Source organism: Sphingomonas profundi (assembly GCF_009739515.1).
GTDB classification, from domain to species: domain Bacteria; phylum Pseudomonadota; class Alphaproteobacteria; order Sphingomonadales; family Sphingomonadaceae; genus Alterirhizorhabdus; species Alterirhizorhabdus profundi.
The window spans coordinates 2,314,534-2,340,432 of sequence record NZ_CP046535.1 but is presented as its reverse complement, the minus strand read 5'-3'; the positions used below and the strand labels follow the sequence as shown (position 1 = coordinate 2,340,432).

The window sequence follows — 25,899 nt, the reverse complement described above, 5'->3', positions numbered from 1 at the left end:
ACTTACGCCGCCGCCGGCCCGCGCCAGCGCAGCGCCAGCACGGTGAGGTCGTCGCTCGGTTCGCCGCCGCCCTCGAAGGCGCGCACCGCGCCCGCCAGATCGTCCGTGGCGGAGCGGGCGGTGGCGTCGCCGTGCCAGCGCGAGAGGATTGCCAGCGCGCGATCGTGGCCGAAGAAGCCGCCGGCGCCGTCCTGCGCCTCGGTCAATCCGTCGCTGACCAGGACGATGCCGTCGCCGGGCGCCAGCTGCACCGTCTCGACCGGGTAGGGGAATCCACCGACGACGCAGAGCGGCGGGCCGCCTTCCAGCGGCAGCGGCTCCACCGTTCCGCCGGCGGTCACCCGCAGCGGGTTCTCGTGGCCGGCATTGCACAGGTCGAGCCGGCCGGTGTCGGTGTGCAGCACCGCGACCAGCATCGTGACGAACATGTCCTGCGCATTGTCGCGGGCAAGCTCTGCGTCGATCGTGGCGACGGCATCGGCCAGCCCGTCCCGCGCGCGCAGCAGCACGCTCTTGGAGAGCGCGCGGGAGAGCGCCATGAACAAGGCCGCCGGCACCCCCTTGCCGGTCACGTCGCCGACCAGCACGCAGAGCCGGTCGGGGCCGAGCGGGATCGCATCGTAGAAGTCGCCGCCCACCGAGCGGGCGGGTTCCAGCCGCGCATCCAGATCGACGCGGGGGTGCAAGGTGGCGAGGCCGGCGCGCGGCGGCAGCATGCCGAGCTGGATCTCGCGCGCCGCCTCCAGCTCGCCGGCGGCGCGGGCGGCGGCGACGCGCTGCTCGGCCAAGGCGGCCCGCAGGCGGCGCTGGCGGGCGGCCTGCTCGACGAACAGCATCGCCGCCACCGCCAGCGCGGCGGCGCCGCCCACCGCGATCGGCCGCAGCGGATCGACGACCAGCCCGGCGAAGCGGAACAGGGCGAAGCTGCCGCCGACCAGCGCGACGGCGGCCAGCAGCGGCACGAGCGGGATCGCGGGACCGCGCAGGCGCGGCCCCAGCAGCGCCGCCGCCGTCGCCAGCAGCGCGGCAAGGCTCCACTCGGCAAGCGGCGCCCACCAGGGCCGGGCGAGCGCGCCGCCCGAGAGGATCGCGTCCACCGCCTGCGCCTGCACGAAGGTGCCGTAGGTCTCGGCATCCAGCGGCGTGGTAATGACGTCGGCGGTGCCCGCCGCGCCGAGCCCGACCAGCACGATCTTGCCGCGGAACGCCGCGCGGTCGAAGCCGGTCTGCAGCAGCAGGCCGGCCGGCACCAGCGTGCCTTCCGGCCACCGGCCGAAGCGCAGCCGCATCCGCCCGTCCGGATCCACCGGCACGCGGCGATCGCCGACGCCGATCGCGCGCAGCGTGCCGTGCGAGAGGAGCGGCGCGATCGTCTCCGCTCCCAGGCCGATGCGCGCCAGCTCCAGCGCGAAGCCCGGCGTCGGCGCGCCGGCGACGGAGGCGACCAGCGGCACGCGGCGGACGACACCGTCCCGATCGGGCGCGCCGTTCACCACCGCCTGGCCGGCGGCCACCTCGTCGAGATCGGCGATGTCGGTGATCGCGGCGGGAAAGGAGAGCACGCGCGCCGGCAGCGGCCCGGCGAAGGCGGCGTTGACCGGCAGCCGGGCGGCGTTCCGCTCGGCACTGCCGGCGTCCATCGATCCGGCGGCCACGCCCAGCCGCGCGAGCACCACCGGGTGGCGGCCGATCACCTCGGCGAACACCTGGTCCTGCGATCGCACCGCCCGCATCGCCGCCCGCGTTTCGGCCGAAAGTTCGGGATAGAGGGCGGCGACGCGATCGGGATTGAAGCGGTCCGGCTCCGGAAACAGCATGTCGAAGCCGATGGCGGTGGCGCCGCGCGCGGCGATCTCCTCCGTCAGCCGGGCGATCAGGTAGCGCGGCCATGGCCACGGGCCGGCGATCTTCAGGCTCTCGGGATCGATCAGCACCACGCGGGTGGCGGGATCGTGCACGGGCGCGGGCGCGAGGCGCTGAAAGCGATCGAACAGCGCCCGCCCGGTCGCGTCCTGGCCGATCCACAGCAGTGCCGCCGCCACCAGCACCGCCGCGCAGAGCCCGGCGAGCGCGACGCGGAGCGGCGGGCGGCCGTGCGCGACGGCCGCTTCCGGCGCGGGCTCAGACGTCGAGTTCGAGCCCGTCATAGGCGCAGATCACCGTCAGCGGCGGCCGATCCTGCCGGTTGATCTCCTCGTAGCGGATCGTCTCCTCGTGCATCCGCTGGATGTCCTCGTCGCTGTAAGTGGGTTCGTGGTGGAACAGCACGAGGCGGCCCGCGCCGGCGGCGTGGCACAGGTCCACCGCCACCAGGTTGCTGGAATGGCCCCAGTCGGCCTTCATCGTCACGCTGTCCGCCAGCGAGTACATCGTGTCGCAAACGACGATGTCGGCGCCGGCGAAGAACGCCTCGAAGGCGCGCTCATTCTCCATGTCGTCGATGCGATGCTCGGCGTCGGTCGAGAAGATCACCGTCTCGTCGCCCTGCTCGAAGCGGTAGCCGTAGGAGAGGTGGGAGTGGCACTGCTCGATCGCCTGCACGCGCATGCCCGCGATCTCGTAGGTCTCGCCCGGCACCATGGTGACGAAGCGGATGTTGGCCTTCAGCCAGTCGAACGCGACGGGGAAGCTGATCTCCTCCTGCTGGCGGCGCAGCGCCGTCTCCATGTCCGCATGGCAGCCGTGGATCGTGATGCTGGCGGCGGGATCGAAGGCGGCCCCGAAGAACGGGAAGCCCATGATGTGATCCCAGTGCAGGTGCGACAGGAAGAGGTGGTAGACCTTGGGGTGGCCGGCGGCGCAGCGGCGCGCGGCATCGATCCCGAAATCGCGCAGGCCCGATCCCATGTCGCAGACGATGAAGCTGCCGTCCGCCGCCCCCTCTATCTCCACGCAGGCGGTGGCGCCGCCGTATGAGCGGCCGGTGGCGAAATCGAGTTCGTCGCGGGCGAAGTCCATCGCTTCCGCCTCGCTGGCGAAGCGCCGCCCGCCGGCCGCGACGAGCGCGCGGGCGACCTTGCGGCGCACCATGTCCGCGCGCGGCGCCACCGGCAGCGATCCGCGCGTGCCCCAGAAGCGCACGCGCATCACGCCGCCCCCTGCGGCAGCGCGTCGGCGACGGCGAAGATCTTGTCGTAGCGGCTGATCGCCAGGATCTCGCGCATGCGATCGTTGGGGCAGGCGAGGCTGAGGGCCACGCCGCGCGCATCCGCCTCCCGCTTGGCGAGCGTCAGCACGCGCAGGCCGCGCGAGGACATATAGTCCACGCCGGAGAGATCGAGCACGAAGCGCCGGCCCGCATCCGCCGCGTTGCCCACGCGCTGCGTGATGCCGCCGAGGAACGTCTCCCAGCTGCCCTCGTCGACGCGACCCTCCGGCCGCCCGACGAGCGCGTCGCCGACGGCGCTGTCACTCCAGTCCATCCCGTCCTCCAGCCCTCGGCGCGACCCTTAGGCGCTTCAGGTTAGCAAGGTGCAAAGGCGGACGGAAGCGCGCTTCGGCGGGCGGGCGCGGGCCGCCCCGACTTCCAGCCTCGACATGGGGCCCGGGCGGCGGCATGGGCGGCGGGATGACGGCCCCGCGCTTCTCGTTCAGCATCTCCGCCACCGATGGCGCCGCCCGCACCGGTGCCATCGCCATGCGCCGCGGCACCATCCGCACGCCGGCCTTCATGCCGGTGGGCACGGCGGGATCGGTGAAGGCGATGAAGCCGGCCGACGTGCGCCGCGCCGGGGCCGACATCATCCTGGGCAACACCTACCACCTGATGCTGCGGCCCGGCGCGGAGCGGGTGGCGCGGCTGGGCGGGCTGCACGCCTTTTCCGGCTGGGAGCGCCCGATCCTGACGGACAGCGGCGGCTATCAGGTGATGTCCCTCTCCGCGCTCTCCAAGGTGACGGAGGAGGGGGTGGCGTTCAAGAGCCACCTCGACGGATCCCGCCACATGCTTGGGCCGGAGCGATCGATGGAGATCCAGCGGCTGCTCGGCTCCGACATCGTGATGGCGTTCGACGAGCTGGTGCCCACCACCGCGACGCGCGAGGTGCAGGCGGCCGCGATGGAGCGATCGATGCGCTGGGCGCGCCGATCCCGCACGGCCTTCGATGCGGGCGGCGATCATGCGGCGGGCGCCGCCCTGTTCGGCATCCAGCAGGGCGCGCTGGACGAGACGCTGCGCCGCGCCTCCGCCGATGCGCTGCTGGACATCGGCTTCGACGGCTATGCGGTCGGCGGGCTGGCGGTGGGGGAGGGGCAGGCGGCGATGTTCGGCGTGCTGGACTATGCGCCCGGCCAGCTCGATCCGGCGCGGCCGCGCTATCTGATGGGCGTCGGCAAGCCGGACGACATCGTCGGCGCGGTGGAGCGCGGCATCGACATGTTCGATTGCGTGCTGCCCACGCGCAGCGGCCGCAACGGCCAGGCCTTTACGTGGGACGGCCCGCTGAACATCCGCAACGCGAAGTTCGCCGAGGACGGGGCGCCGCTGGACGCGGACTGCGGCTGCCCCGCCTGCACCGGCTGGAGCCGCGCCTACCTGCACCATCTGGTGCGATCGGGCGAGATGCTCGGCGCGATGCTGATGACCGAGCATAACCTGACCTTCTACCAGGCGCTGATGCAGCGGCTGCGCGCCGCGATCGCCGATGGCAGGCTGAGGTCGTTCGCGGAGGGATTTCGGGTGCGGTACGGGCGGACGGCGTCAGGGTAGACGCCGGAGGATGGTGCGGCGCCTGCCCTTCATGCCATTGTCCTGCGAGACTTGGGGGAGGACTATATGGCGAACTTTCTACGGCCCTGTCTTGCGCTTCTGCTGGCCGCGAGTGCCGCGGCAGGCAACGCGGCCGCTCCAGGCGGTGACGAGGCCGCGGTGCAGGACGTGAGAAAGCGTCTGGCAGACGGGGATGACCGCGGCGCGGCGATCGCGGTCAACACGCTGATCGTCTCGCGACTGCCGGCGAAACTGCCGGCGCGCCCCGATCCGGTGCTCGACCGCGTCTACACGGAGCTATTGCTGCGAACCGGCGATCCGCGTCTCACCACGATCTTCGCGGCGCGTGCCGCGACCGAGGCGCCTGTGGCCGAGCGCGCCCACTATCGCCTTATCCTGGCCGTCGCGCAGGAAGCCGGCGGCGACTTCGCCGGCGCAGAGCGGGAGTATCGCGCGCTGATGGCAGACCCCGGCGTAGGCATCGATGCCGTGCTCGGCCTCGCACGGGTGCAGATGATCTCCGATCCGCGTGCCGCATTGGCCACGCTGGATGCCATGACGAACATGACCCGCGAGCGGGAGTGGGAGCGCGCGCTCCTCTCGGCGCGAGCAGCGGACATGTCCGGCGATGCGAGGCGCGCCGAGCAGGCGAGTGACACCGCGTGGTCTGCCGCCCCGCGCGCTCCAGCCGCGGATGCTGCGATCGCCCGCATCGCGACCGATCGTGCGTTGCGGGCGGGACGTGCCGGCGATCGGGCGGGTCTGGTCGCCTTGCTGTCGGTCGATCGGCTAGATCGCGACTCGTTCGCCGGCCGAGCCTTGAGCGACGCGCTGCCGATCTGCGGCGAGAACGGGCTGCGGCCCGACGATCAGGTGATGGTGGAGATCAGCCGCGCACCGAGCGGTAACCGGCCGCGGGTCGATCTGGTCTGGTCCAGCCGACCCGGCATCGCCGCACCCTTCCTGCGCGCACTCTACGCGTTCGGTGCAACGACGATGCCGGTCAGCGGGCAGGTCGCGCCGCTCGCGCTGCGGTGCCGCCAGCGACCGTCGGACGATTATCCGGCACTGCCGAACTTCGCTGGCCTCTATGTGGACTGGCTCTCGCAGCAGGGAGTCTTTCCGCTTATGGACATCGGCGAGAATGAGGGCCTTTCGCTCGCCGGTGAGTTGAGCGATCGGGAGCGGCGCTATGGACCGAAATCCCTGGCGCTCGTTGCGCCGCTGACCACGCTTTTCGCCACGACCATGATCGAGGGCACCAACAACCCCGAGGCACGGACGCGAAGTGTCGCCATTGCGGAGCGGATCGTGGCGATCCTGCAGGGCGGCAGCGCACCGGCCGATCTGCTGCTGACCATGCGGTTCAGTCTGCTGAGCGCGAAGCTGACCGCCAACCAGATGACCGTCGAAGCGGCGCAAGCGGCTTTTAAGGACCTGTTCGAACAGGCGGCGCGCGAGCAGGCGATTTCGCCCGACCTGCTCTATTTCGTTACGATCGGGACCGCGAAGAACGACGCGGCTCCGACAGCGATCAAGGAGGCCGTGCTGACCCGCGCACTCGACGTGCTGCGCGCACGCGCGGCCATCGGGGATCCCCGCACATTGTCACTTGCCATGCGGTTGATAGCGCTGAAGCAGCGGGCCAACGACCGGAACGCAGCCGCGAGCCTGGCGGGCCAATACGGCCTTTCGAGCGATCTGTGCGCGATGGCCGACAACGTGCCCACTTTCGTCTCGTCCGAAATCCGTTCGGAGGACTATCCGCCCGATCTGCTTCGCACATTGATGCGCGGCACGACCGGGCTGGAGTTCGCGCTGGATCCCACCGGCGCCGCGCGCGACAGGCGGATCCTCGTCAGCGATCCGCCGTTCGCGTTCGATCGTATCGCCAGCGAGAAGAGTGCGACCATCCGCTACAATCCGGCGAGCCGCGGCGCGGTGCCCGTGGGCTGTACCGGCATAACGCAGACGGTGCGGTGGCAGATGCCGTACTGAGCGGCAGGGCCGGGCGTCCCGGCCCTCAGCCGCGCAGCTTGTAGTCGAGGAAGGCGGGGATGGGGCCGTTCCAGCCGTCGTCCGTCTCGATCGGCGGGAGCTGGTCGGCGGCGCGGGTGGAGGCGCGGTCCTCGCCGGGGCGGTCGGGCTGGCGGGGGCGATCGTCGCGGCGTGGGCGGTCGTCGCGGCGGGGCCGGTCCTCCCGCTTTGGCCGGTCGTCGCGGCGCGGGCGATCCTCGCGCTGGGATCGCTCCTCGCGCGGCCTTTCGTCACGGTCGGGCCGGTCTTCTGGCGCAGCGGACGGGACCTCGGCGCCGGGGGCGCGCTCCTCCTCGCGCGGCTTGCGGCCGCGGCGGGGGCGATCGCCGCGGCTCTCGTCGCGGGCGGGCTCCTCGTCACGGGCCGGCGCGGGCTGGGCGCCCTCGACGCGGACGATCTTCGTGCTGGTCAGCTTCTCGATCGCGTCGATCGCCTCGGCATCGTCGGGCGTGACGAGGGTGAACGCCTTGCCCGTGGCGCCGCCGCGGCCGGTGCGGCCGATGCGGTGGACATAGTCGTCCGGATGCCAGGGCACGTCGAAGTTGAAGACGTGGCTGACGCCCTTGATGTCCAGCCCGCGTGCGGCGACGTCCGATGCGACGAGGATGTTGATCTCGCCTGCCTTGAAGCGGTCCAGCTCGCGCAGCCGCTCGGCCTGCTCCATGTCGCCGTGGATCTGGCTGGCGGCGAAGCCGTCGCGGCGCAGCGCGTCGGCAAGCTCGCGCACCATCGTCTTGCGGTTGGAGAAGACGATCGCGGTGCGCATGTCCTCCGCCCGCAGCAGATCGCGCAGGCGCGCCTTCTTGTTGCGCGCCGAGACCTCGACGAGCCGCTGCTCGATCTGCAGGTTGGCCGAGGCGGGGCGCGAGACCTCGATCCGCCGGGGATTCGAGAGGAAGCGATCGGCGAGCTTCTTGATCGGCGCCGGCATCGTCGCCGAGAACAGCAGGGTCTGGCGCTGGGCCGGCAGCTTGGTGCAGATTTCCTCGATGTCGGGGATGAAGCCCATGTCGAGCATCCGGTCCGCCTCGTCGATCACCAGCAGGTTGCAGCCGGTGAGCAGGATCTTGCCGCGCTGGAACAGGTCCATCAGGCGGCCCGGCGTGGCGATCAGCACGTCCACGCCCTTTTCGAGCGCGGCGACCTGATCGCCCATGTTCACCCCGCCGATGAGCAGCGCCATCGAAAGCTTGTGATACTTGCCGTACTTCTCGAAATTCTCGGCCACCTGGGCGGCGAGTTCGCGCGTCGGCTCCAGGATCAGCGAGCGCGGCATGCGGGCGCGGCTGCGGCCGGCGCCCAGGATGTCGATCATCGGCAGCACGAAGGCGGCGGTCTTGCCGGTGCCGGTCTGCGCGATGCCGACGAGGTCCTTCATCATCAGCACCGGCGGGATGGCCTGGGCCTGGATCGGCGTCGGCTCCGTATAACCGGAATCGCCGATCGCGCGGAGCAGTTCGTCGGAGAGGCCGAGATCGGCGAATGTCATGGGCGATCCGGGAAAAGGCGCAGGCGATCGGGGCAGCGCGACCGTTGCGGCGCTTGACCATGAAGCGCCGCCTTGTCAAGCGAAACGCTGGAAATCGGCCTCAGCGATCGGGCACCAGGGTGCGGAAGCGGGTGATCTGGCACTCGCCGCCGGATCGGGCGTGGATGGAGTCGCGATCGGCGCAGATCTTCCGATCGGCGGTGGGGGCGAGATAGAAGCCGCCGTAATAATCGAGCGCCGGGCAGTCCGATTCCAGTCGCGCGCGCAGCCGCGTGCCGCCCTTCATCACGAAATCGACGCTGTCGCCGGTGGTGACGGCGGCGCCGGCGATCATGTCCGTCGCCATGCAGCGCGGCCCCTTTTTATCCTTCCACTTCTGGCGGGGCGGGGCGGGATCACGTGGCGTGCGGACGCGCACGATCACCCGCTCGATACGCTGGCGGATCGTGAGCTGCGCCTCCTCGACGCGCGCGCCACGCGGCGGCGGGGCCGCGCCGGATGCCAGCAGCAGCGCGAGAACGCCCGATTCGATCACGTGCCGCCCTGTCCGTTCACGGCCTGCCCATCGTGGCCGCCGGTTGAACGGGCGATTAATTGGCGTGGGCGCGAAGGCGGACTATATGGGGGTGGCATGCTCTCCGATGTCACCGATCGCCGGCCGATGGCGCAGGATGCCGACGCCGCCTTGCTGGGCGAGCTCGCCCGCCTGCTCGGCCCGCGCGGCTATACCGACGATCGGGCGGACCTGGAGCCGTGGCTGGTGGACTGGCGCGGCCGCGTGCGGGGCGAGGCGCTTGCCCTGCTCTCGCCAGCCGATGCGGAAGAGGTGGCGGCGATCGTGCGGCTGGCCGCCGCCGCGCGGATGCCGATCGTGCCGCAGGGTGGCAACACGTCTATGGTCGCGGGCGCCACGCCGCCGGCGGACGGGCGGGCGCTGATCCTCTCGCTCAGGCGGATGCGGGCGATCCGCGCGATCTCGCCGCTGGACGGGGTGGCGATCGTCGAGGCCGGCGTGCCGCTGTCGGCGCTGCACGATGCGGCGGAGGCGCAGGGCATGCGCTTTCCGCTGTCGCTGGCGGCGAAGGGATCGGCCACGATCGGCGGGCTGATCTCCACCAACGCCGGCGGCACGCAGGTGCTGCGCTTCGGGCCGATGCGGGCGCTGGTGCTGGGGCTGGAGGCGGTGCTGCCGGACGGATCGCGCTTCGACGGCCTCTCCGCCCTGCGCAAGGACAATCGCGGCTACGATCTGCGCCAGCTGCTCAGCGGGGCCGAGGGGACGCTCGGCATCGTCACGGCGGCGGCGCTGCGGCTGGTGCCGGCGGTGGCGGCCCGCGGGGTGGCGTGGGTGGGGCTGGAGACGCCGGAGCAGGCGCTGGACCTGCTGCGCCGGCTGGAGGCGGCGACCGGCAGCGCGGTGGAGAGCTTCGAGATCGTGCCGGCGGATGGGCTCGCCCTCGTCCTCCGCCACATACCGGCCACGCGCGCGCCGCTGGCGGGGCGGCATCGCTGGAACGTGCTGGTGGAGAGCGTGGCGCCGGCCGGGGCGGAGGATCCGCGGGTGGCGCTGGAGCAGGCGCTGGTCGCGGCGATCGAGGATGGCGTGGCCGCCGACGCGGTGGTGGCGGCGAGCGAGAGCCAGGCCGAGGCGCTGTGGAAGCTGCGCGAGACGATGTCCGAGGCGGAGCGGGCGGACGGCATGGCGGCCAAGCACGACGTCTCCGTGCCCGTTTCCGCCATGCCCGGCTTCATCGAATCCGCGCGGGCGGCGGTGGAGGCGCGCTTCGCCGGTGCGCGGGTGCTGGCCTTCGGCCATCTCGGCGACGGCAACGTCCACTTCAACGTCCGCCCGCCGGCGGGCACGCCGAACGGGGCGTGGCTGGCGGAGCATGGCGATGCGGTGAGCCGCCACGTCCACGATCTTACGGTGGCGGCCGGCGGCTCGATCTCCGCCGAGCACGGCATCGGCCAGACCAAGCTCGCCGAATATGCGCGGCTGGGCGATCCGGTGCGGCTGGCGGCGCAGCGGGCGATCAAGCACGCGCTCGATCCGCTCGGCCTGATGAATCCGGGCAAGCTGGTGCCGCTTGCGCCCGGCGAGGCCGCGCCATAGAGCGCGGGCACGCAGAACCCCCAAGGAGACATGATGATGGCCAGCGCCCCCGAGCAGGGACTGCCGCTCTTCTACAGCCAGCTCGAGCCGCTCTCCAGCGTGGCGCATGGCGACTGGCGCGCGCGCAAGGTGGAGAACGCGCCGTTCCTGGCCGGTGCGCACGCCGTGCCGCTGACGGTGGAGGAGTTCGGCCTGGCGCAGCGTTACTATCCGATCGTCTTCTCGGTGGGCGACAATCCGGTGCCGCTGGCGCTGATGGGGCTGAACGAGGGCGTCAACGTGTTCGTCGACGGCGAGGGCAAGCTGACCAGCGACGTCTACATTCCCGCCTATGTCCGCCGCTATCCGTTCATGCTGGCGCGGCTGCGGCCGGATGCGGAGGAGCTGTCGCTCTGCTTCGATCCGACCAGCGAGGTGATCGGCCGGTTCGAGGATGGCGAGCCGCTGTTCGAAGACGGCCAGCCGGCGCAGGCGACACGCGAGGTGCTGGGCTTCTGCGAGCAGTTCGAGCAGGCCGGCCAGCGCACCGCCGCCTTCATGAAGGAGCTGGCCGACCACAAGCTGCTAATCGACGGCGAGGTCTCGATCCAGCCGGAGGGGGCGGAGCAGCCGTTCATCTACCGCGGCTTCCAGATGGTCTCCGAGGACAAGCTGCGCGAGCTGCGCGGCGATATCGCCCGCAAGCTGATCCAGTCCGGCCTGCTGGCGCTCGTCTACGGCCACCTGTTCTCGCTGACGCTGATCCGCGAGATCTTCGGCCGGCAAATGGCGCTGGGCCGGGTGCCGCAGCCGGCGCTGACGATCTGATGGCGCGGGACGAGCGCGCGGCGCCCGGCCAGGGCCGCTACACCCGTGTCGCCATCTGGCTGCACTGGATCATCGCCGCGCTCGTCCTATTCAACCTGCTGAGCGGCCTGCTGCACGATTACGCGCCGAAGGGCCTGCCGCTGATCCCGTGGCACAAGGGCATCGGCATCGCCGTGCTGTTCCTCAGCCTCGCCCGGCTCGGCTGGCGGCTGGCGCATCGCCCGCCGCCGCTGCCGCCGATGCCGCGCTGGCAGGTGGGCACGGCGCATGCGCTGCACTGGCTGTTCTACCTGCTGATCGTGCTGATGCCGCTGTCGGGCTGGGTGTTCAGCTCCACCGCCGTCACCCGCCGGCCGCTGACCTTCCTGGGCCTGTTCGACATACCCTATCTGCCGCTGCCGCAATCGCCCGATGGCGGCGCGCCGGCCCACACCTTCCACGTCTATGCCGGCTGGATCATGGCGGCGCTGGTCGCGTTGCACATCGCCGCGGCGCTGAAGCATCATTTCGTCGATCGCGACCGGACGCTGGCGCGCATGCTGCCCGGTGCCGAGCCGGCCGTGCGCTGAACCGCGCGAAATAGTTTTGAAGGGTGGCTTGAAAGCCACAATCGATCGCCCTATTTCACTATCGATGCGTGGCCGCGTCCCCCCTTTCGCGGCTGGCATTAGTGCACCTCCGGGTGCATTTCCTCCCTGAACCTTGGCCACCTCGTGCATCGCACGAGGTGGCTTTTTCTGTCGGCGACGCTCCCGGTCTCACTCCGCCGCGAGCGCCGCCTCGGCCGGCTGCCCTTCCGCCAGCGCGTGCAGCATCGCCTGCGCCATGCGGCAGACCAGCGCGCGGGTGGCGGGCAGGCCCTCGCCCGGCGTGCGCAGATCGGGCGCGAGATAGAGCGATCGATCGATCTCGACCTGGATCGCGTGGATGCCGGCGCGCGGCCGGCCGTGCCGCTCCACCGTGTGGCCGCCGGCATAAGGCAGGTTCAGCGCCACCGGCCGGCCGGCGGCCTCCACCACCGTCCGCAGGCGATCGACGAGGTGCGGCGCGCTGCTGCGGCCGTGCCGGTCGCCGATCACGATCCGTGCGCCGCCGACGGACAGCGGCGGCATCGAGTGGAGATCGATCAGCAGCGCGACGCCGAACCGCGCCCGCGCGGCGTGCAAAGCCGCGGCGATCGCCGCGTGCCACGGCCGGTGATCGCCGGCGATGCGGGCATCGACATCGGCATCCGCCAGCCGCTGCGACCAGATATCCCCGGCGCCCAGGATTCGGCGCGGGATCAGGCCCAGGCCGCCGCGCACCTTGGCGGAACTGACCAGCCGGCCGGGCCGGGGCGGCGCCGCGAGCATCGCCGGATCGAGCTCGCGCTCGTCGCGGTTCAGATCGATCCAGGCACGCGCGTGGCGGGCGACGAAGCCGGTCGCGCCCAGCGCCGGCAGCCCTTCCGCCAGCAGATCGGCGTGGCGATCCTCCAGCGCGGCGAGCGCCTCTACCGGCAGCAGGCTGGCGGCGATCAGATCGGGCGGATAATGCCGGCCGGCATGCGGCACGCTGAAGACGAGCGGCGTGGCCGGCACCGCCAGACCCACGCGGGCGAACGGCCCCGCATCCTTTCCCCCCGCCTCCATCCGCCTGTGCTACGGCGCGCCCGCGCGGGTGGCAAATCTTAAAGGCTTCCCGCATAGCAGGGGCGCGTGGACGGGCAGGCTTGGGCAACACCGATGATTCGCATCCTTCTGGCGGAGGACGATACCTCCATGCGCGAATATCTCGCCCGCGCGCTGGAGCGGGTGGGCTATCAGGTGACTGCCGTGGATCGCGGCACGGCCGCCCTGCCGCTGCTGGAAGCCCTGGCCTTCGACCTGCTGCTGACCGACATCGTGATGCCGGAGATGGACGGGATCGAGCTCGCCCAGCGCGCCGCCACGATCGCGCCGCGCATGCGGGTGATGTTCATCACCGGCTTCGCGGCGGTGGCGCTGAAGGGCGGCGCGGCGCCGGCCAACGCCAAGGTGCTCTCCAAGCCGTTCCACCTGCGCGATCTGGTGGCCGAGGTGGACCGCATGTTCCACATGGGCGAGGCGACGGGGGCCTGAAGTCGCGACCAGGTCGTCCCGAACGGGGTTCAGGATGACGCCGGGCTGGGCTAGAAGCCGCTCATGCCGACTGCGCCCAAGCCCCGCACCCCTTTCAGGAAAACCGCACCGTCGTTCAGGCTGGAGCGCCCGCATCCGCTGCCGCTCGCCGGGGTGGACGAGGCGGGGCGGGGGCCGCTGGCCGGGCCGGTGGTGGCCGCGGCGGTGATCCTCGATCGGCGGCGCGTGCCCAGGGGCATCGACGATTCGAAGAAGCTGTGCGCCGAGCGGCGCGAGGATCTGTGCGGCGCGATCCGGCGGGTGGCGGCGGTGGGCGTCGGCATCGCCACGGTGGAGGAGATCGACACGCTCAACATCCTGTGGGCGACGATGCTGGCGATGGACCGGGCGGTGGCCGCGCTGATCGATGCCGGCACGGTGCCGGCGATGGTGCTGGTGGACGGCAACCGCTGCCCCAAATGGCTTCATGCCAGCCTGGCGATCGTCGACGGCGATGCGCTGTGCCTCTCGATCGCGGCGGCCTCGATCGTCGCCAAGCATGAGCGGGACCGGATGATGCACGATTACGATGCCGCGCATCCGGGCTATGGCTGGGCGCGCAACAAGGGCTACGGCACGCCCGACCATCAGGACGCGCTCGCCAGGCTGGGGCCGAGCCCGCTCCACCGGCGCAGCTTCGCGCCCGTGGCGCGGCTGGTGGGAGAGGCGGGTCTCTCGCGCGACACACCGCCGGCCTGAACCCGCGACTCGCGGGAATCCGCCATCTTTGCTCTTGACCGGGACTCGCCGAGGACTCACCGTGGCGCGCGGTTCGAGGGGGAAGCGGCATGGGCGTGGTGGAGCGGATCGGGGCGGAGCGCGGCCCGCGCAGGGTGGCGCGGCCGGCGCTCGTGCCCGTGCCCGCCGTGCTGCCGCTGGACGAGGTGCTGCTGGAGGATTGCGTCGCGGCGATGGCGCGGCTGCCCGATCGATCGATCGACATGATCTTCGCCGATCCGCCGTACAACCTCCAGCTCGGCGGCGATCTCTACCGGCCGGAGGGGGGGCGGGTGGACGCGGTGGACGATCACTGGGACAAGTTCGCCACCTTCGCCGCCTATGACGACTTCACCCGCCGCTGGCTGGCCGAGGCCCGCCGCATCCTGAAGGACGACGGCACGATCTGGGTGATCGGCAGCTACCACAACATCTTCCGCGTCGGCACCGCGCTGCAGGACGAGGGCTTCTGGATCCTGAACGACATCGTCTGGCGCAAGGCCAATCCGATGCCCAACTTCAAGGGCACCCGCTTCACCAACGCGCACGAGACGATGATCTGGTGCAGCAAGGGGGAGAAGGCGCGCTATCGCTTCAACTATCGCGCGATGAAGGCGTTGAACGACGATCTGCAGATGCGTTCGGACTGGTCGCTGCCGATCTGTTCCGGGCCGGAGCGGCTGAAGGGGGACGACGGCCACAAGGCGCACCCCACCCAGAAGCCGGAGGCGCTGCTCTATCGCGTGCTGCTGGCCTGCACCCGGCCGGGCGACGTGGTGCTCGATCCGTTTTTCGGCACCGGCACCACCGGCGCCGTGGCGCGGCGGCTGCGGCGGCGCTGGATCGGCATCGAGCGGGAGCCGAAATATGTCGCCGTGGCGCGCGAGCGGATCGCCTCCACCCTGCCGCTGGACGAGAGCGCGATGGTGCTGATGCCGGAGAAGGGCGCCGCGCCGCGCGTGGCCTTCGGCCTGATCGTGGAACTGGGGCTGCTCGCGCCCGGCACCGCCCTCTCCGACGCGCGTCGGCGCTGGCGGGCGGAGGTGCGGGCGGACGGATCGCTGCTGGTGGAAGGGCAGGCGGGATCGATCCACAAGATGGGCGCCGCCGTGCAGGGCGCGCCATCGTGCAACGGCTGGACCTTCTGGCATTATGAGGATGCGGGCGCGCTGGTGCCGATCGACGCGCTGCGCCAGCGCCACCTGGCCGCCATCGGCGCATGATCGCCGACGCGATCGGCCGCCACGCGGAGGCGCGCCTGTACCTGCGGCCGACCGCCTTCGTCGACGCGCCGTTCGGGCTGGACGGGCGGGCGATGCGGCTGGCGGGCGGGCTCATCTGGTTCTCCGCCGTGGAGGCGATCGTGGTGGCCGGGGCCGCGCGGGTGGCGGCCGATCTGGTGCCGGTGGACAGGCTGGACGACCTGCTCGACCGGCTGCCCGCGCCGCAGCGCGCGGCCGCCGGGCAGACGCTGGCGCGCATCGTGGCGCCGCGACCGGCGCTGACGCTGGGCGCGCGCACCGTGCGGCTGGATCAGCCGCAGGTAATGGCGATCCTGAACATGACACCGGACAGCTTCTCCGACGGCGGCCGCTTCGCCGACGATCCGGAAGGCGCGGCGGCGACGGCGGTGGCGATGGCCGCCGAGGGCGCCGCGATCATCGACGTGGGCGGCGAATCGACGCGGCCGCGCGCCGCGACCGTGTGGGAGGGGGACGAGATCGCCCGCACCGTGCCGGTGATCGGGCGACTGGCGCGTAGCGGCACCGCCGTATCGATCGACACGCGCAAGGCGGCGGTGATGGAGGCGGCGCTGGCCGCCGGCGCGCACCTCGTCAACGACGTGTCGGCGCTGCTGCATGACGAGCGGGCGGCGGCGGTGGTCGCCGCCGCCGGCTGCCCGGTCGTGCTGATGCACCACCAGGGCACGCCGCAGACGATGCAGGATGCGCCGGCCTATGGCGACGCGCTGATCGAGGTGTATGACTGGCTGGAGCGGCGGATCGCGGCGGCGGTGGCGGCGGGGATCGATCGATCGCGCATCCTCGTCGATCCCGGCATCGGCTTCGGCAAGGCGGTGCGGCACAGCCTGGCGCTGCTCAACGGTCTGTCGCTGTTCCACGGGCTCGGCTGCCCGATCGTGCTCGGCGCCAGCCGCAAGCGGGTGATCGGGGCGCTCTCGCACGAGGCGCCGGTGGAGAAGAGGCTCGGCGGATCGGTGGCGCTGGCGCTGGCCGGGGCGATGCAGGGCGTGCAGATGCTGCGCGTGCACGACGTTGTCGAGACGGTGCAGGCGATCCGGGTATGGCGGGGCCTGCGCGATCAGGCGCTGACGCCGGTCGCCTGACACTGGCCGCCCGGCGCCGGCTACATCAGCAATCCCAGTGCGCGCATGCTGGCATGGCCATCGCGGCCGATGACGACATGATCGTGCACCGTCACGCCCATCAGCCGCCCGGCGGCGACAATATCGCGGGTCAGCGCGATATCCGCCTTGCTGGGCCGGGGATCGCCGCTCGGATGGTTGTGGACCAGGATCAGCGAGCTGGTGCCGAAATCGATCGCCTTGCGCATCACCTCCCGCACATAGACCGCCGCCTGATCGATCGAGCCTTCCGAGACGAGATCGTCGCGGATCAGCTGGTTGCGGCTGTTCAGGTGCAGCGCGCGCACCCGCTCCACCCCGCGATCGGCCATGTCGATGTGCAGATAGTCGATCAGCGCATCCCAGCTGGCGAGGACCGGTTGGTTCATCAGCTGCGACCGCCGCATGCGCAGCGCCGATGCCTCCGCGATCTTGATGACGCCGATCACGCCCTCGCTGAGCCCGCCAATCCGCGCCAGCGCCTCCGGATCGGCGTGGACGAGCGCGCCATAGCTGCCGAACGCCGCGATCAGCCGGCGGGCGAGCGGCTTGGTATCCCGCCGCGGTATCGCGAGGCCGAGCAGATATTCGACGAGCTCGTGATCCTGCAGCGCGTCCGGCCCCTGCTCGATCAGGCGTCGGCGCAGGCGGCCGCGATGGCCGCTCGCATCGTGGCCGGGATCGGCCGGCGCTTTCGGACGCTTGCCGGCGGGTGCGGGGAAAAGCTCGTCCATGGCGCGTGTCTGGGCGAGGTATGTGGGCGAAGACAAGGAAAAGCGGCCGAGGCGGCGATATTCCTCTCGCGACGTTCAGCTTCGAACGGGTAGAGCGGGGCGATGGACGAAGAGCGGGCGCGGCGGCCGGGACGGAAGCGGAAGGCGGCGGCGGCGCTCGGCGCGGTTCTCGCGCTCGGCGTGGTCGGCGTTTGGACGCAGCGCAAGCCCATCGCCCGCGGCTTCGTGGATGACGAGCTGCGCGCGCGGGGCGTGCCGGCGCGCTACCGCATCGCGGCGCTGGGGCCGGGCGTGCAGCGGCTGACGAACGTCTCGATCGGCGATCCCGCCGCGCCGGACCTCACCGCCGATATGGTGGAGCTGCGGATCGGCTACGGTTTCGGCTGGCCCGCCGTGCGGTCGATCCGCGCACGCGGCGTGCGGGTGCGCGGGCGGGTGGTGAACGGCACGCTCTCGCTGGGCGCGGTCGACCGGCTGCTGCCGCCGCCGAGCGGCAAGCCGTTCGCTCTGCCCGACATCGCCGTGGACGTGGCGGATAGCGCGATGCGGCTGGAGACGCCGATCGGCACCGTGGGGCTGGCCGCGATCGGCCGGGGCAACCTGGCCGACGGCTTCGTCGGCCGGCTGGCGGCGTCGGCGCCCCGGCTGACGCGGGGCGGATGCCTGGCGGAGCGCGTCCAAGCCTCGCTGGCGATCCGCATCGCGGACGCACGGCCCGAGGTGAGCGGGCCGGTGCGCGCCCTGAGCGCGGACTGCGGCGGCGTCTCGGCGCAGGCGGTGCGCGCGGACGTGACGGCTGCCTTTTCCGAGACGCTGGCGCCGCTCGACGCGAAGGTGCGGCTCGCCTCCGGCGCGATCGCGCGTGGCGCAATGGGGGCGGCGGCGGTGGCGGGCGTCGTCTCCTATGACGGGCGGGACGGGCGCAATCGCCACGGCACGGTCCGGCTGTCGGCCGATCGCGTGCGATCCGGCGGCGATGCGGCGGGCACGGTGGCGATCGCGGGGCGATATCGCGTCGGTGCGGCCCTGGCGGCGGCGCAGGGCAGGCGACGGCCGCTGCGGGCGGAGGGCGAGGTGCGGATCGTCGATGCCAGTGCCGCGCCGGCGCGCCTGCGGGCGATCGCATCGGCGCTGGCGGGGGCGGGCGGCACGCCGGTGGCGCCGCTGGCGCGCGCGATCGCCGATGCCGCCGGCAGGGCCAACCGCGCCTTGGCCGGACACGCCGGCCTCGCCTTCGACGGCGACGTCGTCGAGCAAGCGGGGACGACCGCACTGGCGGGCGAGATGCTGCTCCGCCGGCTCGATCTCGCCAGCCGGTCCGGCGCGCGGCTCGCCTTTGCGGGCGAGGCGCGGGTGGCGCTGCCGGGCGGCGCGGGCGGGATCGCCGGCACCGCCTCGCTGGCGGGCGGCGGCTTTCCCGCGGTGCGTGCCGCGCTGCGGCCGGCCGATGGCGGGATCGCCGGCGAAATCCTGGCCCAGCCCTATGCGGCGGGCGGCGCGCGGCTGGCGCTGGCGCCGCTGCGCTTCGCCCGGCCGCGCGGCGGGCCGCTGCGCTTCGCCACCGCCGTGACGCTGGACGGCCCGCTCGGCGACGGGCGCGTCACCGGGCTCTCGCTCCCCGTATCCGGCACGTCGGGCGCGGCCCTCCTCGTCAATCCGGGATGCGAGACGCTGCGCTTCGCCGCCCTCGCCATCGCCGGCATCCGCTTCGGCCCGAGCCGGCTGCCGCTGTGCCCGGTGGGCGGGGCGATGCTGCGCGTGCAGGGCGGCACGGCGAGCGGCGGGGTGGCGGTGCCGCGCCCGCGACTGGCCGGCCGGGTGGGCAGCCAGCCGCTGACGATCGCCGCGCGCGACCTGCGCGTCGGGATCGGCGCGCCCGGCTTCACCGCGAGCGAGCTGGCGGTGCGGCTGGGCGGGGCGGGCGGCACGCGGCTGGACGTGGTGGCGCTCGCCGGCCGGGTGGACGGCGGCGGCATCGGCGGCACCTTCACCCAGGCCGCCGGGCGGATCGCCAACGTGCCGCTGCTGCTCTCCGACGGGGATGGCCGCTGGCGGCTGGCGGGCGGGCGGCTGGGCCTCGCCGGCAGGCTGCGCGTGGCCGACGCCGATGCCGCGCCCCGCTTCGCGCCGCTGACCGCGCCGGATGTGACCCTGGACCTGACCGGCGGCGTGATCCGCGCGTCCGGCACCCTGCGCGAGCCGGGCAGCGGCCTTGCCATCAGCGACGTCGCCCTCACCCATGATCTGGCGAACGGACGCGGCGCGGCGACGCTGGACGTGCCCGGCATCACCTTCGGCCCCGCCTTCCAGCCGGAGGCGCTGACCCGGCTGACGCTGGGCGTGGTCGCCAATGTCGAGGGTACGGTGAACGGGCGCGGGCGCATCGCCTGGAGCCCGGAGGGCGTGACGAGCACGGGCGATTTCGCGACGGAGGGGATGAATCTCGCCGCCGTGTTCGGCCCGGTGACGGGCATCACCACGCGCATCCACTTCTCGGATCTGCTCGGCCTCGTCACGCCGCCCGGTCAGCTGGTGACGGTGGCGGCGTTCAACCCCGGCATCGCGGTGGAGGGCGGCGTGATCGGCTATCAGCTGCTGCCGGGGCAGAAGGTGGCGGTGGGCGGCGGCAAATGGCCCTTCTCCGGCGGCGCCCTGATCCTGGAGCCGACCGTCCTCGATTTCGGTCAGCCGGTCGAGCGGCGCATGACCTTTCGCGTCGAGGGGTTGCAGGCGGGTGCCTTCCTCCAGCAGTTCGACTTCAAGAACATCGCCGTGACGGGCACCTTCGACGGCAGCCTGCCGATGATCTTCGACCAGAGCGGCGGGCGGATCGTCGGCGGCCGGCTGGTGGTGCGCAGGGGTGGCGGCACGCTGGCCTATGTCGGCGAGCTGACCAACAAGGATCTCGGCATGTTCGGCAAGCTCGCCTTCGACGCGCTGAAATCGATCCGCTACGACAATCTGGCGATCGAGCTGGACGGTGCGCTGGACAGCGAGATCGTCAGCCGCATCGTCTTCACCGGCACGAACGAGAATCCGGTCGAGAAGAAGCCGAAGGGGCTGCTGCGCAACCTGACCGGGCTGCCGTTCAAGTTCAACATCGTGGTGCGCGCGCCGTTCCGCGGCCTCACCAGCTCGGCCGAGGCGTTCGTCAACCCGCGCGGGCTGATCGGCAACGCCGCGCAGACCCGGCAGCCGCCGGCCGCCACCGGCCCCACCGTTCAGCCCCCGCTCAGCGAGGATAAGCGATGAAGCGCATGTTTTCGACGTTGGACCGACATGATGGGAGACGAGCGGCGATGAGACCGGCGACGGCCGCGATGCTGGGGCTCTGCGCCATGGCGCTCGGCGGCTGCATCACGGTGAAGGCGCCGGAGAAGCCGATCGAGATCAATCTCAACGTGAACGTCAGGCAGGAGGTGGTCGTGAAGCTGCAGAAGGATGCCGGCGACTTCATCTCGAACAATCCGGAGCTTTTCCCGCAATGACCCGCACCAGAACATTCATCGCCCTTTTCGTCGGCGCCGCCCTCGTCGCCGGCGCCGCTGGTATCGCCTATGCGCAGGATGCCGACCTGCAGGGCGCGATCGCGCAGGGCATCGTCGGCGAGAAGGCGGACGGCTATCTGGGCCTCGCCAAGGCCGCCTCGCCGGAGATCAAGGCCAAGGTGGACGCGATCAACATCAAGCGCCGCGCCGCCTTCACGCCCGAGGCCGCCAAGCGCGGCGTGACCCTGGAGGAGTGGGCGGCGGCGATCGGCTGCAAGACGCTGGCCGGGCGCGTGGCGAACGGACAGGCGTACCTGCTGCCGGACGGCGTGTGGCGCGTGAAATCCGGCCCGATCGCGCTGCCGGGCAGCTGCGGCTGACCGCCGGGCGGCGACGCCGGTGGCCGCCGTGCGCAGTTGTTGACTTGAACCGACCCCCTTCCTAAAGGGACCGGGCCTCGGCGGGGTCGCTCACAGGCATGTCCGCGCGCTCGCCCGATCAGGGAGGGATGTGCGGCGTGGCGATGGACGAACCCGGGCAGGATCCTCGAAGCGCGGCAGATTCGCGCCTCACGTCGCTCGACGAGCGGCTGGCGGCGGCTCACCGTGCGGAGACGGTCAGGACCGGAAGCAGGCAGTCGAAGCCCGGGAAGGGTTATTCCCAGGGCAATCGCGTGCTGGCGGAACTGATCGCGGGCCCTGCCGGCGGAGCGTTGGTCGGCTGGCTCTTGGATCGCTGGCTGGGAACCTCCCCCTGGCTCCTTCTGGTGCTGCTGTTCGGTGGAATAGCGGTCGCCTTCAGGAACATCATCCGGATTTCGAACGAGCGCCCCGAATAGCTTCGGGGCGCTCGGCGCATAGCAGGGGGTTGGCAGCGTGGCGGCCGAATCAGGCAAGATCGATCCGATGCACCAGTTTCTGGTCGAGCCGCTGTTCGGCCAGCATCTGGTGGTCGGCGGCTACGACATCTCGTTCACCAACTCGGCGCTGTGGATGGTGCTGACCCTGGGCGCGCTGTGGCTGTTCATGCTGGGCGGCATGAAGCGGGAACTGGTGCCCGGCCGCTGGCAGGCGGCGGTGGAGAGCTTCACCGGCTTCATCACCAACATGATGCACACCAATATCGGCCCAAAGGGCAAGGCGTTCACGCCCTATGTCTTCTCGCTGTTCATGTTCATCCTGATCGCCAACCTGCTGGGAATGCTGCCGATCGGCGTCGTCGGCCTGCACGCCTTCACCGTTACGAGCCACCTGACCGTCACGGGCGTGCTGGCGGTGCTGAGCTTCGCGATCGTGCTGATCGTGGGTTTCTGGAAGCACAAGCTGCACTTCTTCTCGCTGTTCGTGCCGCACGGCACGCCGCTGGTGATGATCCCGCTGATCTTCTTCGTCGAATTGCTGTCGTTCCTGGTGCGGCCTTTCTCGCTGGGCCTGCGACTGTTCGTGGCGATGACGGCGGGGCACATCCTGCTGAAGGTGCTGGCCGGCTTCGTCATCAACGGGCTGAACGCCGGGCCGGGCATCGCCGCGATCGTCTCGCTGCCCAGCTTCGTGCTGATGATCGGCATCACCGTCCTGGAACTGCTGGTCTGCGCCATCCAGGCCTATGTGTTCGCGCTGCTGACCTCGCTCTACCTGAACGACGCGATCAACCTTCACTGAGTTTCTTCAACCGGGTTTCGTCAACCTTCTCAAAGTTTTCACAAGGGAGTTTATCATGGACGCAGAAGCCGCAAAGCTGGTGGGTGCCGGTCTGGCCGCGATCGGCGTGGGCATGGCCGCGCTGGGCGTGGGCAACGTGTTCGGCTCGTTCCTGGAGAGCGCGCTGCGCAACCCGGCCGCCGCTGACGGCCAGCAGGGCCGCCTGTTCATCGGCTTCGCCGCGGCCGAGCTGCTGGGCCTGCTGGCGTTCGTCGTCGCGATGATCCTGCTGTTCGTCGCCTGACCTGACGTTTTCCGGGGCCGGCCGCGCGCCGGCCCCGACCCAATTTCCGGGACTCCTCGATGCCTCAGATCGCCCAGATCGCCGCTACCTACGCGTCGCAGATCTTCTGGCTGCTCATCGTCTTCGGCCTGATCTACTTCGGGATCGGCAAGGCGATGCTGCCGAAGATCGAATCGACCGTCGACGCGCGCGACAAGAAGATCGCGGACGATCTCGCCACCGCCCAGCGCGCCCGCGCCGAGGCGGACGCCACCGAGGAGGCCTATCGCGCGGCGATGGACGCCGCCCGCGCCAGCGCGCTGAAGGCGACGCAGGAGGCCAAGGCGCAGGCCGCGCGTGACAGCGAGGCCAAGGTGAAGGCGCGCGATGCCGAGCTGGCGGCGCAGAACGAGGCGGCCACCGCCCGCATCGCCACCTCGCGTGCCGATGCGCTCGCCAGCATCGAGGATGTCGCGGCGGAGGCCGTACAGGACATCGTCTCGCGCATCTCCGGCGTCACCGTCGATCGCGGCGAGGCGCAGGGCGCCGTCCGCTCCGCGCTGGCCCAGGGCTGAGGATCGCCATCATGAGCACCGCTCCCCACGCCGCCACGAACGCCGACGTCAACGCCGAGATCGCCGGCAACCTGGCCGATGCCGACAAGCTGGAAGGCATGACCGGCACCGCCTCCACCGCCGAGCATAGCGGCCCGGCGCATCTCGATCCCACCGCGCTGGGGCTGAACGCCACGGCCTGGGTCTCGATCGCGATGCTGTTCGTGATCGCGATCATGCTGTGGAAGAAGGTGCCGGCCGTGATCGGCAAGGCGCTGGACAAGAAGATCGCCGGCATCCGCGCCCAGCTGGATGAAGCGAGCCGCCTGCGCGCCGAGGCCGAGGCGTTGCGGGCGGAATATCAGGCGAAATCCGCCGCGGCCGCCAGCGAGGCGGAGGCGATCGTCGCCCACGCCCGCGAGGAGGCCGAGACGATCATGGCGCAGGCGCGCACCAACGCCGCCGCCCTGATCGAGCGCCGTGGCCGCATGGCCGAGGACAAGATCGGCGCCGCCGAGCGCGCCGCCCTGGCCGACGTGCGCGCCACTGCCGCCCGCGCCGCCGCCGCCGCCGCCGCGCAGATCATCGGCGGCCGCCACGATGCCGGCGCCGACCGCGCGCTGGTGGACCAGACGATCGCCGGGCTGGGCGGCACGCGGCTGAACTGACGCGGGTTACGTTTTCGCCCTGTTTCGTCGGCCTGCTGTTCCCCGCGACCGCCCTACCTTGTCCCGAGCGCAGTCGGGGGGCATTTGCCAGCGATCCGGCGAATGACGTGAGCGCGTGTCTCGACTTCGCTCGACACAAGGATGCCAGGGTGTTCCGGCGCGCGGCGAGCGGCAGCCGCATCTGGCGTATCCGGCCGAGCGAGCCTAAATCCCGATCGTGACAGAAACGCCCACGACCGACCGCTTCAACGAGGAAAAATCCGTCTACACCGTGCGCGGCACGGACCGGCCGGATATTGACGCGGGCGTCGCCGCGATCCGCAACGTGCTGAAGACATTGCCGATCCGCCCCGGCGTCTACCGCATGCAGGATGCCAAGGGCGAGGTGCTGTACGTCGGCAAGGCGCGCGCCTTGAAGAACCGGGTGGCCAATTACACGCAGGTGGCGCGGCTGCCGAAGCGGCTCAGCCGCATGGTGGCGCAGACGCGATCGATGACGATCGTCACGACCAACACCGAGGCCGAGGCGCTGCTGCTGGAGGCGCAGCTGATCAAGCGCTACCGGCCGCCCTACAATGTGCTGCTGCGCGACGACAAGAGCTTCCCCTTCATCCTGCTGCGCGAGGACCACGCCTTTCCGCGCGTGCAGAAGCATCGCGGCGCAAGGCGGGCGAAGGGACAATATTACGGGCCGTTCGCCAGCGCGGGTTCCGTCACCCGCACGCTGAACGCGCTGCAGAAGCTGTTCCTGCTGCGATCCTGCACCGACAGCTTCTTCGCCAACCGATCGCGCCCGTGCCTGCTGCACCAGATCAAGCGATGCTCGGCCCCATGCGTCGATCGCATCGCGCCAACCGAATATGCGGAGCTAGTGAACGACGCCAAGGCGTTCCTGGCCGGCAAGTCCACCCAGGTGCAGCAGAAGCTGGGCGCGGCCATGACGGCGGCGGCCGAGGCGATGGATTTCGAGCTGGCCACGGTCTACCGCGATCGCCTGCGCGCGCTCACCTTCATCCAGGGCGCGCAGGCGATCAACGCCGAGGGGATCGGCGATGCGGACGTGTTCGCGCTCGCCTGCAAGCAGGGCGTGATGGGCATCCAGGCCTTCTTCATCCGCGGCGGGCAGAATTGGGGGCATCGCAGCTTCTTCCCGGCGCACACCGCCGAGGTGCCGGAGGAGGAGGTGCTGGCGAGCTTCCTGGTGCAATTCTACGAGGAGGTGCCGCCCGGCCGGCTGATCCTGCTGGACCGCGACCTGCCGGAGGCGGAGCTGCTGTGCGAGGCGCTGTCCGAACGCGCCGGGCGCAAGGTGTCGCTGCGCCAGCCGCAGCGCGGCGACCAGCGCAAGCTGCTGGAGCAGGCGAAGCGCAACGCGGTGGAGGCGCTGGACCGCCGTCTGGCCGAGAGCACCACGCAGGGTCGGCTGATGCAGGAGGTGGCCGATCTGTTCGGGCTGGAGGGGCCGCCGAGCCGGATCGAATGCTATGACAACAGCCACATCATGGGCACCAACATGGTCGGCGCGATGATCGTGATGGGGGCGGAGGGGTTCCGCAAGAACGCCTATCGCAAGTTCAACATCAAGCGCCCGGAGACGACCGCCGGCGACGATTTCGCGATGATGCGCGAGGTGCTGGAGCGGCGCTTCGCCCGGCTGGAGCAGGAGGATCCGGATCGCCGGGGCGGCGAGTGGCCGGACCTGCTGCTGATCGACGGCGGCAAGGGCCAGGTCAGCGCCGTGGCGGCGACGCTGGAGGAGATGGGCGTGCAGGACGTGCCGATCGTCGGCATCTCCAAGGGGCCGGACCGCAATGCCGGGCGCGAGCATTTCCACACGCCCGACGGGCGCGAATCGATGCTGCCGCTGAACTCGCCGGTGCTGTTCTTCCTCCAGCGCATCCGCGACGAGGCGCACCGCTTCGCCATCGGCGCCCACCGCACCAAGCGCGCCAAGGCGTTCACCGCGAGCCCGCTGGACGAGGTGCCGGGAATCGGCCCTTCCCGCAAGAAGGCGCTGCTGATGCACTTCGGCACGGCCAAGGCGGTGCGCGGCGCCGCCCTGGCGGATCTGGAACGCGCGCCCGGCGTGTCGAAGGCGACGGCGCGGGCGGTGTGGGATTATTTCCATCCGGGCGGGTGAGGGGCACCGGGCGGGTGC

At 71.3% G+C, this 25,899-nt stretch carries 25 protein-coding genes; 18 read left to right on the top strand and 7 right to left on the bottom strand.

What is annotated here, in order from left to right; translation table 11 throughout:
* Positions 1-2: 2 nt before the first annotated feature.
* From GNT64_RS11095 to GNT64_RS11085, 3 genes are read right to left on the bottom strand one after another with little or no spacing between them, the layout of a single operon-like run.
* Positions 3-2,147, bottom strand: a complete 2,145-nt coding sequence (locus tag GNT64_RS11095; protein ID WP_156679584.1) for a CHASE2 domain-containing protein — start codon at positions 2,145-2,147, stop codon at positions 3-5.
* A complete protein-coding gene (locus GNT64_RS11090; RefSeq protein WP_156679583.1) occupies positions 2,122-3,087 on the bottom strand; it encodes an MBL fold metallo-hydrolase in 966 nt (321 codons plus the stop codon). Before GNT64_RS11090 ends, GNT64_RS11095 begins: the two co-directional genes overlap by 26 nt.
* Positions 3,087-3,422 (bottom strand): STAS domain-containing protein, encoded by a 336-nt coding sequence (locus GNT64_RS11085; RefSeq protein WP_156679582.1) that lies wholly within the window; start codon positions 3,420-3,422, stop codon positions 3,087-3,089. Before GNT64_RS11085 ends, GNT64_RS11090 begins: the two co-directional genes overlap by 1 nt.
* A gap of 146 nt (positions 3,423-3,568) precedes the next feature.
* Here GNT64_RS11085 and tgt point away from each other — a divergent pair, with 146 nt between their 5' ends.
* Both tgt and GNT64_RS11075 read left to right on the top strand, forming a co-directional pair.
* Positions 3,569-4,708: a tRNA guanosine(34) transglycosylase Tgt gene (tgt, locus tag GNT64_RS11080; RefSeq protein ID WP_156679581.1), complete on the top strand. Its 1,140-nt coding sequence runs from the start codon at positions 3,569-3,571 to the stop codon at positions 4,706-4,708.
* A 66-nt stretch (positions 4,709-4,774) separates the two neighbouring features.
* The gene (locus tag GNT64_RS11075) at positions 4,775-6,706 is read left to right on the top strand and encodes an energy transducer TonB (protein ID WP_156679580.1); all 1,932 of its coding nucleotides are present in this window, start codon (positions 4,775-4,777) and stop codon (positions 6,704-6,706) included.
* Between the two features lie 25 nt (positions 6,707-6,731).
* Here the strand turns inward: GNT64_RS11075 and GNT64_RS11070 are convergent, their stop codons facing one another.
* Together GNT64_RS11070 and GNT64_RS11065 are read right to left on the bottom strand one after the other, a co-directional pair.
* Positions 6,732-8,234, bottom strand: a complete 1,503-nt coding sequence (locus tag GNT64_RS11070; protein WP_156679579.1) for a DEAD/DEAH box helicase — start codon at positions 8,232-8,234, stop codon at positions 6,732-6,734.
* 100 nt (positions 8,235-8,334) lie between these two features.
* Complete coding sequence (locus tag GNT64_RS11065; protein WP_156679578.1) at positions 8,335-8,769, bottom strand: hypothetical protein; 435 nt, start codon at positions 8,767-8,769, stop codon at positions 8,335-8,337.
* A 96-nt stretch (positions 8,770-8,865) separates the two neighbouring features.
* Between GNT64_RS11065 and GNT64_RS11060 the strand changes: the two genes are divergently transcribed.
* From GNT64_RS11060 to GNT64_RS11050, 3 genes are read left to right on the top strand one after another with little or no spacing between them, the layout of a single operon-like run.
* Positions 8,866-10,347 carry an FAD-binding oxidoreductase gene (locus GNT64_RS11060; protein WP_422396587.1) on the top strand — a complete coding sequence of 494 codons (1,482 nt, stop codon included), beginning with the start codon at positions 8,866-8,868 and terminating at the stop codon, positions 10,345-10,347.
* Positions 10,348-10,383: 36 nt separating this feature from the next.
* Positions 10,384-11,154, top strand: a complete 771-nt coding sequence (locus tag GNT64_RS11055; RefSeq protein ID WP_156679577.1) for a SapC family protein — start codon at positions 10,384-10,386, stop codon at positions 11,152-11,154.
* Entirely contained in the window at positions 11,154-11,723 is a 570-nt protein-coding gene (locus GNT64_RS11050) for a cytochrome b (RefSeq protein ID WP_156679576.1), read from the top strand. The genes GNT64_RS11055 and GNT64_RS11050 overlap by 1 nt, the downstream gene beginning before the upstream one ends.
* Before the next feature lie 189 nt (positions 11,724-11,912).
* Here the strand turns inward: GNT64_RS11050 and GNT64_RS11045 are convergent, their stop codons facing one another.
* The gene (locus GNT64_RS11045; protein ID WP_156679575.1) at positions 11,913-12,785 is read right to left on the bottom strand and encodes an N-formylglutamate amidohydrolase; all 873 of its coding nucleotides are present in this window, start codon (positions 12,783-12,785) and stop codon (positions 11,913-11,915) included.
* A 93-nt stretch (positions 12,786-12,878) separates the two neighbouring features.
* On the opposite strand from GNT64_RS11045, the gene cpdR reads away from it, so the two are divergent.
* The 4 genes from cpdR (at position 12,879) to folP (ending at position 16,356) form a co-directional block, all read left to right on the top strand.
* Positions 12,879-13,253 carry a cell cycle two-component system response regulator CpdR gene (gene cpdR, locus GNT64_RS11040; protein ID WP_156679574.1) on the top strand — a complete coding sequence of 125 codons (375 nt, stop codon included), beginning with the start codon at positions 12,879-12,881 and terminating at the stop codon, positions 13,251-13,253.
* A gap of 63 nt (positions 13,254-13,316) precedes the next feature.
* The gene (locus GNT64_RS11035) at positions 13,317-13,991 is read left to right on the top strand and encodes a ribonuclease HII (protein WP_156679573.1); all 675 of its coding nucleotides are present in this window, start codon (positions 13,317-13,319) and stop codon (positions 13,989-13,991) included.
* A gap of 89 nt (positions 13,992-14,080) precedes the next feature.
* A complete protein-coding gene (locus GNT64_RS11030; protein ID WP_156679572.1) occupies positions 14,081-15,232 on the top strand; it encodes a site-specific DNA-methyltransferase in 1,152 nt (383 codons plus the stop codon).
* Entirely contained in the window at positions 15,229-16,356 is a 1,128-nt protein-coding gene (gene folP, locus GNT64_RS11025) for a dihydropteroate synthase (protein ID WP_156679571.1), read from the top strand. The genes GNT64_RS11030 and folP overlap by 4 nt, the downstream gene beginning before the upstream one ends.
* Positions 16,357-16,376: 20 nt before the next feature.
* On the opposite strand, the gene radC is transcribed toward folP, so the two are convergent.
* Positions 16,377-17,108 carry a RadC family protein gene (gene radC / locus GNT64_RS11020; protein WP_156679570.1) on the bottom strand — a complete coding sequence of 244 codons (732 nt, stop codon included), beginning with the start codon at positions 17,106-17,108 and terminating at the stop codon, positions 16,377-16,379.
* Between the two features lie 102 nt (positions 17,109-17,210).
* On the opposite strand from radC, the gene GNT64_RS11015 reads away from it, so the two are divergent.
* The 9 genes from GNT64_RS11015 to uvrC all read left to right on the top strand — a co-directional run bounded on the left by GNT64_RS11015 (position 17,211) and on the right by uvrC (position 25,881).
* Entirely contained in the window at positions 17,211-20,360 is a 3,150-nt protein-coding gene (locus GNT64_RS11015) for an intermembrane phospholipid transport protein YdbH family protein (protein WP_156679569.1), read from the top strand.
* Positions 20,361-20,407: 47 nt separating this feature from the next.
* Positions 20,408-20,596: a YnbE family lipoprotein gene (locus GNT64_RS11010; protein ID WP_156679568.1), complete on the top strand. Its 189-nt coding sequence runs from the start codon at positions 20,408-20,410 to the stop codon at positions 20,594-20,596.
* Positions 20,593-20,976 (top strand): YdbL family probable chaperone protein, encoded by a 384-nt coding sequence (locus GNT64_RS11005; RefSeq protein WP_156679567.1) that lies wholly within the window; start codon positions 20,593-20,595, stop codon positions 20,974-20,976. The genes GNT64_RS11010 and GNT64_RS11005 overlap by 4 nt, the downstream gene beginning before the upstream one ends.
* Before the next feature lie 128 nt (positions 20,977-21,104).
* Positions 21,105-21,434: an AtpZ/AtpI family protein gene (locus GNT64_RS11000; RefSeq protein ID WP_422396586.1), complete on the top strand. Its 330-nt coding sequence runs from the start codon at positions 21,105-21,107 to the stop codon at positions 21,432-21,434.
* A gap of 37 nt (positions 21,435-21,471) precedes the next feature.
* Positions 21,472-22,257, top strand: a complete 786-nt coding sequence (locus tag GNT64_RS10995) for a F0F1 ATP synthase subunit A (RefSeq protein WP_156679565.1) — start codon at positions 21,472-21,474, stop codon at positions 22,255-22,257.
* Between the two features lie 55 nt (positions 22,258-22,312).
* Positions 22,313-22,540 (top strand): F0F1 ATP synthase subunit C, encoded by a 228-nt coding sequence (locus GNT64_RS10990; RefSeq protein ID WP_156679564.1) that lies wholly within the window; start codon positions 22,313-22,315, stop codon positions 22,538-22,540.
* 59 nt (positions 22,541-22,599) lie between these two features.
* The gene (locus tag GNT64_RS10985; protein ID WP_156679563.1) at positions 22,600-23,094 is read left to right on the top strand and encodes a F0F1 ATP synthase subunit B family protein; all 495 of its coding nucleotides are present in this window, start codon (positions 22,600-22,602) and stop codon (positions 23,092-23,094) included.
* Between the two features lie 11 nt (positions 23,095-23,105).
* A complete protein-coding gene (locus GNT64_RS10980; protein WP_197276952.1) occupies positions 23,106-23,741 on the top strand; it encodes a F0F1 ATP synthase subunit B family protein in 636 nt (211 codons plus the stop codon).
* Positions 23,742-23,958: 217 nt separating this feature from the next.
* The gene (gene uvrC, locus GNT64_RS10975) at positions 23,959-25,881 is read left to right on the top strand and encodes an excinuclease ABC subunit UvrC (RefSeq protein ID WP_156679562.1); all 1,923 of its coding nucleotides are present in this window, start codon (positions 23,959-23,961) and stop codon (positions 25,879-25,881) included.
* Positions 25,882-25,899 lie beyond the last annotated feature (18 nt).

Coding starts and splice junctions, on each gene's coding strand:
- cpdR (WP_156679574.1), top strand. CDS start 12,879: ATGATTCGCATCCTTCTGGCGGAGGACGATACCTCCATGCGCGAATAT.
- GNT64_RS11070 (WP_156679579.1), bottom strand. CDS start 8,234: ATGACATTCGCCGATCTCGGCCTCTCCGACGAACTGCTCCGCGCGATC.
- GNT64_RS11045 (WP_156679575.1), bottom strand. CDS start 12,785: ATGGAGGCGGGGGGAAAGGATGCGGGGCCGTTCGCCCGCGTGGGTCTG.
- GNT64_RS11090 (WP_156679583.1), bottom strand. CDS start 3,087: ATGCGCGTGCGCTTCTGGGGCACGCGCGGATCGCTGCCGGTGGCGCCG.
- GNT64_RS10985 (WP_156679563.1), top strand. CDS start 22,600: ATGCCTCAGATCGCCCAGATCGCCGCTACCTACGCGTCGCAGATCTTC.
- folP (WP_156679571.1), top strand. CDS start 15,229: ATGATCGCCGACGCGATCGGCCGCCACGCGGAGGCGCGCCTGTACCTG.
- GNT64_RS10980 (WP_197276952.1), top strand. CDS start 23,106: ATGAGCACCGCTCCCCACGCCGCCACGAACGCCGACGTCAACGCCGAG.
- GNT64_RS11075 (WP_156679580.1), top strand. CDS start 4,775: ATGGCGAACTTTCTACGGCCCTGTCTTGCGCTTCTGCTGGCCGCGAGT.
- GNT64_RS11060 (WP_422396587.1), top strand. CDS start 8,866: ATGCTCTCCGATGTCACCGATCGCCGGCCGATGGCGCAGGATGCCGAC.
- GNT64_RS11030 (WP_156679572.1), top strand. CDS start 14,081: ATGGGCGTGGTGGAGCGGATCGGGGCGGAGCGCGGCCCGCGCAGGGTG.
- GNT64_RS11055 (WP_156679577.1), top strand. CDS start 10,384: ATGGCCAGCGCCCCCGAGCAGGGACTGCCGCTCTTCTACAGCCAGCTC.
- radC (WP_156679570.1), bottom strand. CDS start 17,108: ATGGACGAGCTTTTCCCCGCACCCGCCGGCAAGCGTCCGAAAGCGCCG.
- GNT64_RS11035 (WP_156679573.1), top strand. CDS start 13,317: ATGCCGACTGCGCCCAAGCCCCGCACCCCTTTCAGGAAAACCGCACCG.
- GNT64_RS11015 (WP_156679569.1), top strand. CDS start 17,211: ATGGACGAAGAGCGGGCGCGGCGGCCGGGACGGAAGCGGAAGGCGGCG.
- GNT64_RS11005 (WP_156679567.1), top strand. CDS start 20,593: ATGACCCGCACCAGAACATTCATCGCCCTTTTCGTCGGCGCCGCCCTC.
- GNT64_RS11050 (WP_156679576.1), top strand. CDS start 11,154: ATGGCGCGGGACGAGCGCGCGGCGCCCGGCCAGGGCCGCTACACCCGT.
- GNT64_RS11095 (WP_156679584.1), bottom strand. CDS start 2,147: ATGACGGGCTCGAACTCGACGTCTGAGCCCGCGCCGGAAGCGGCCGTC.
- GNT64_RS11085 (WP_156679582.1), bottom strand. CDS start 3,422: ATGGACTGGAGTGACAGCGCCGTCGGCGACGCGCTCGTCGGGCGGCCG.
- tgt (WP_156679581.1), top strand. CDS start 3,569: ATGACGGCCCCGCGCTTCTCGTTCAGCATCTCCGCCACCGATGGCGCC.
- GNT64_RS11010 (WP_156679568.1), top strand. CDS start 20,408: ATGAGACCGGCGACGGCCGCGATGCTGGGGCTCTGCGCCATGGCGCTC.
- GNT64_RS10990 (WP_156679564.1), top strand. CDS start 22,313: ATGGACGCAGAAGCCGCAAAGCTGGTGGGTGCCGGTCTGGCCGCGATC.
- GNT64_RS11000 (WP_422396586.1), top strand. CDS start 21,105: ATGTGCGGCGTGGCGATGGACGAACCCGGGCAGGATCCTCGAAGCGCG.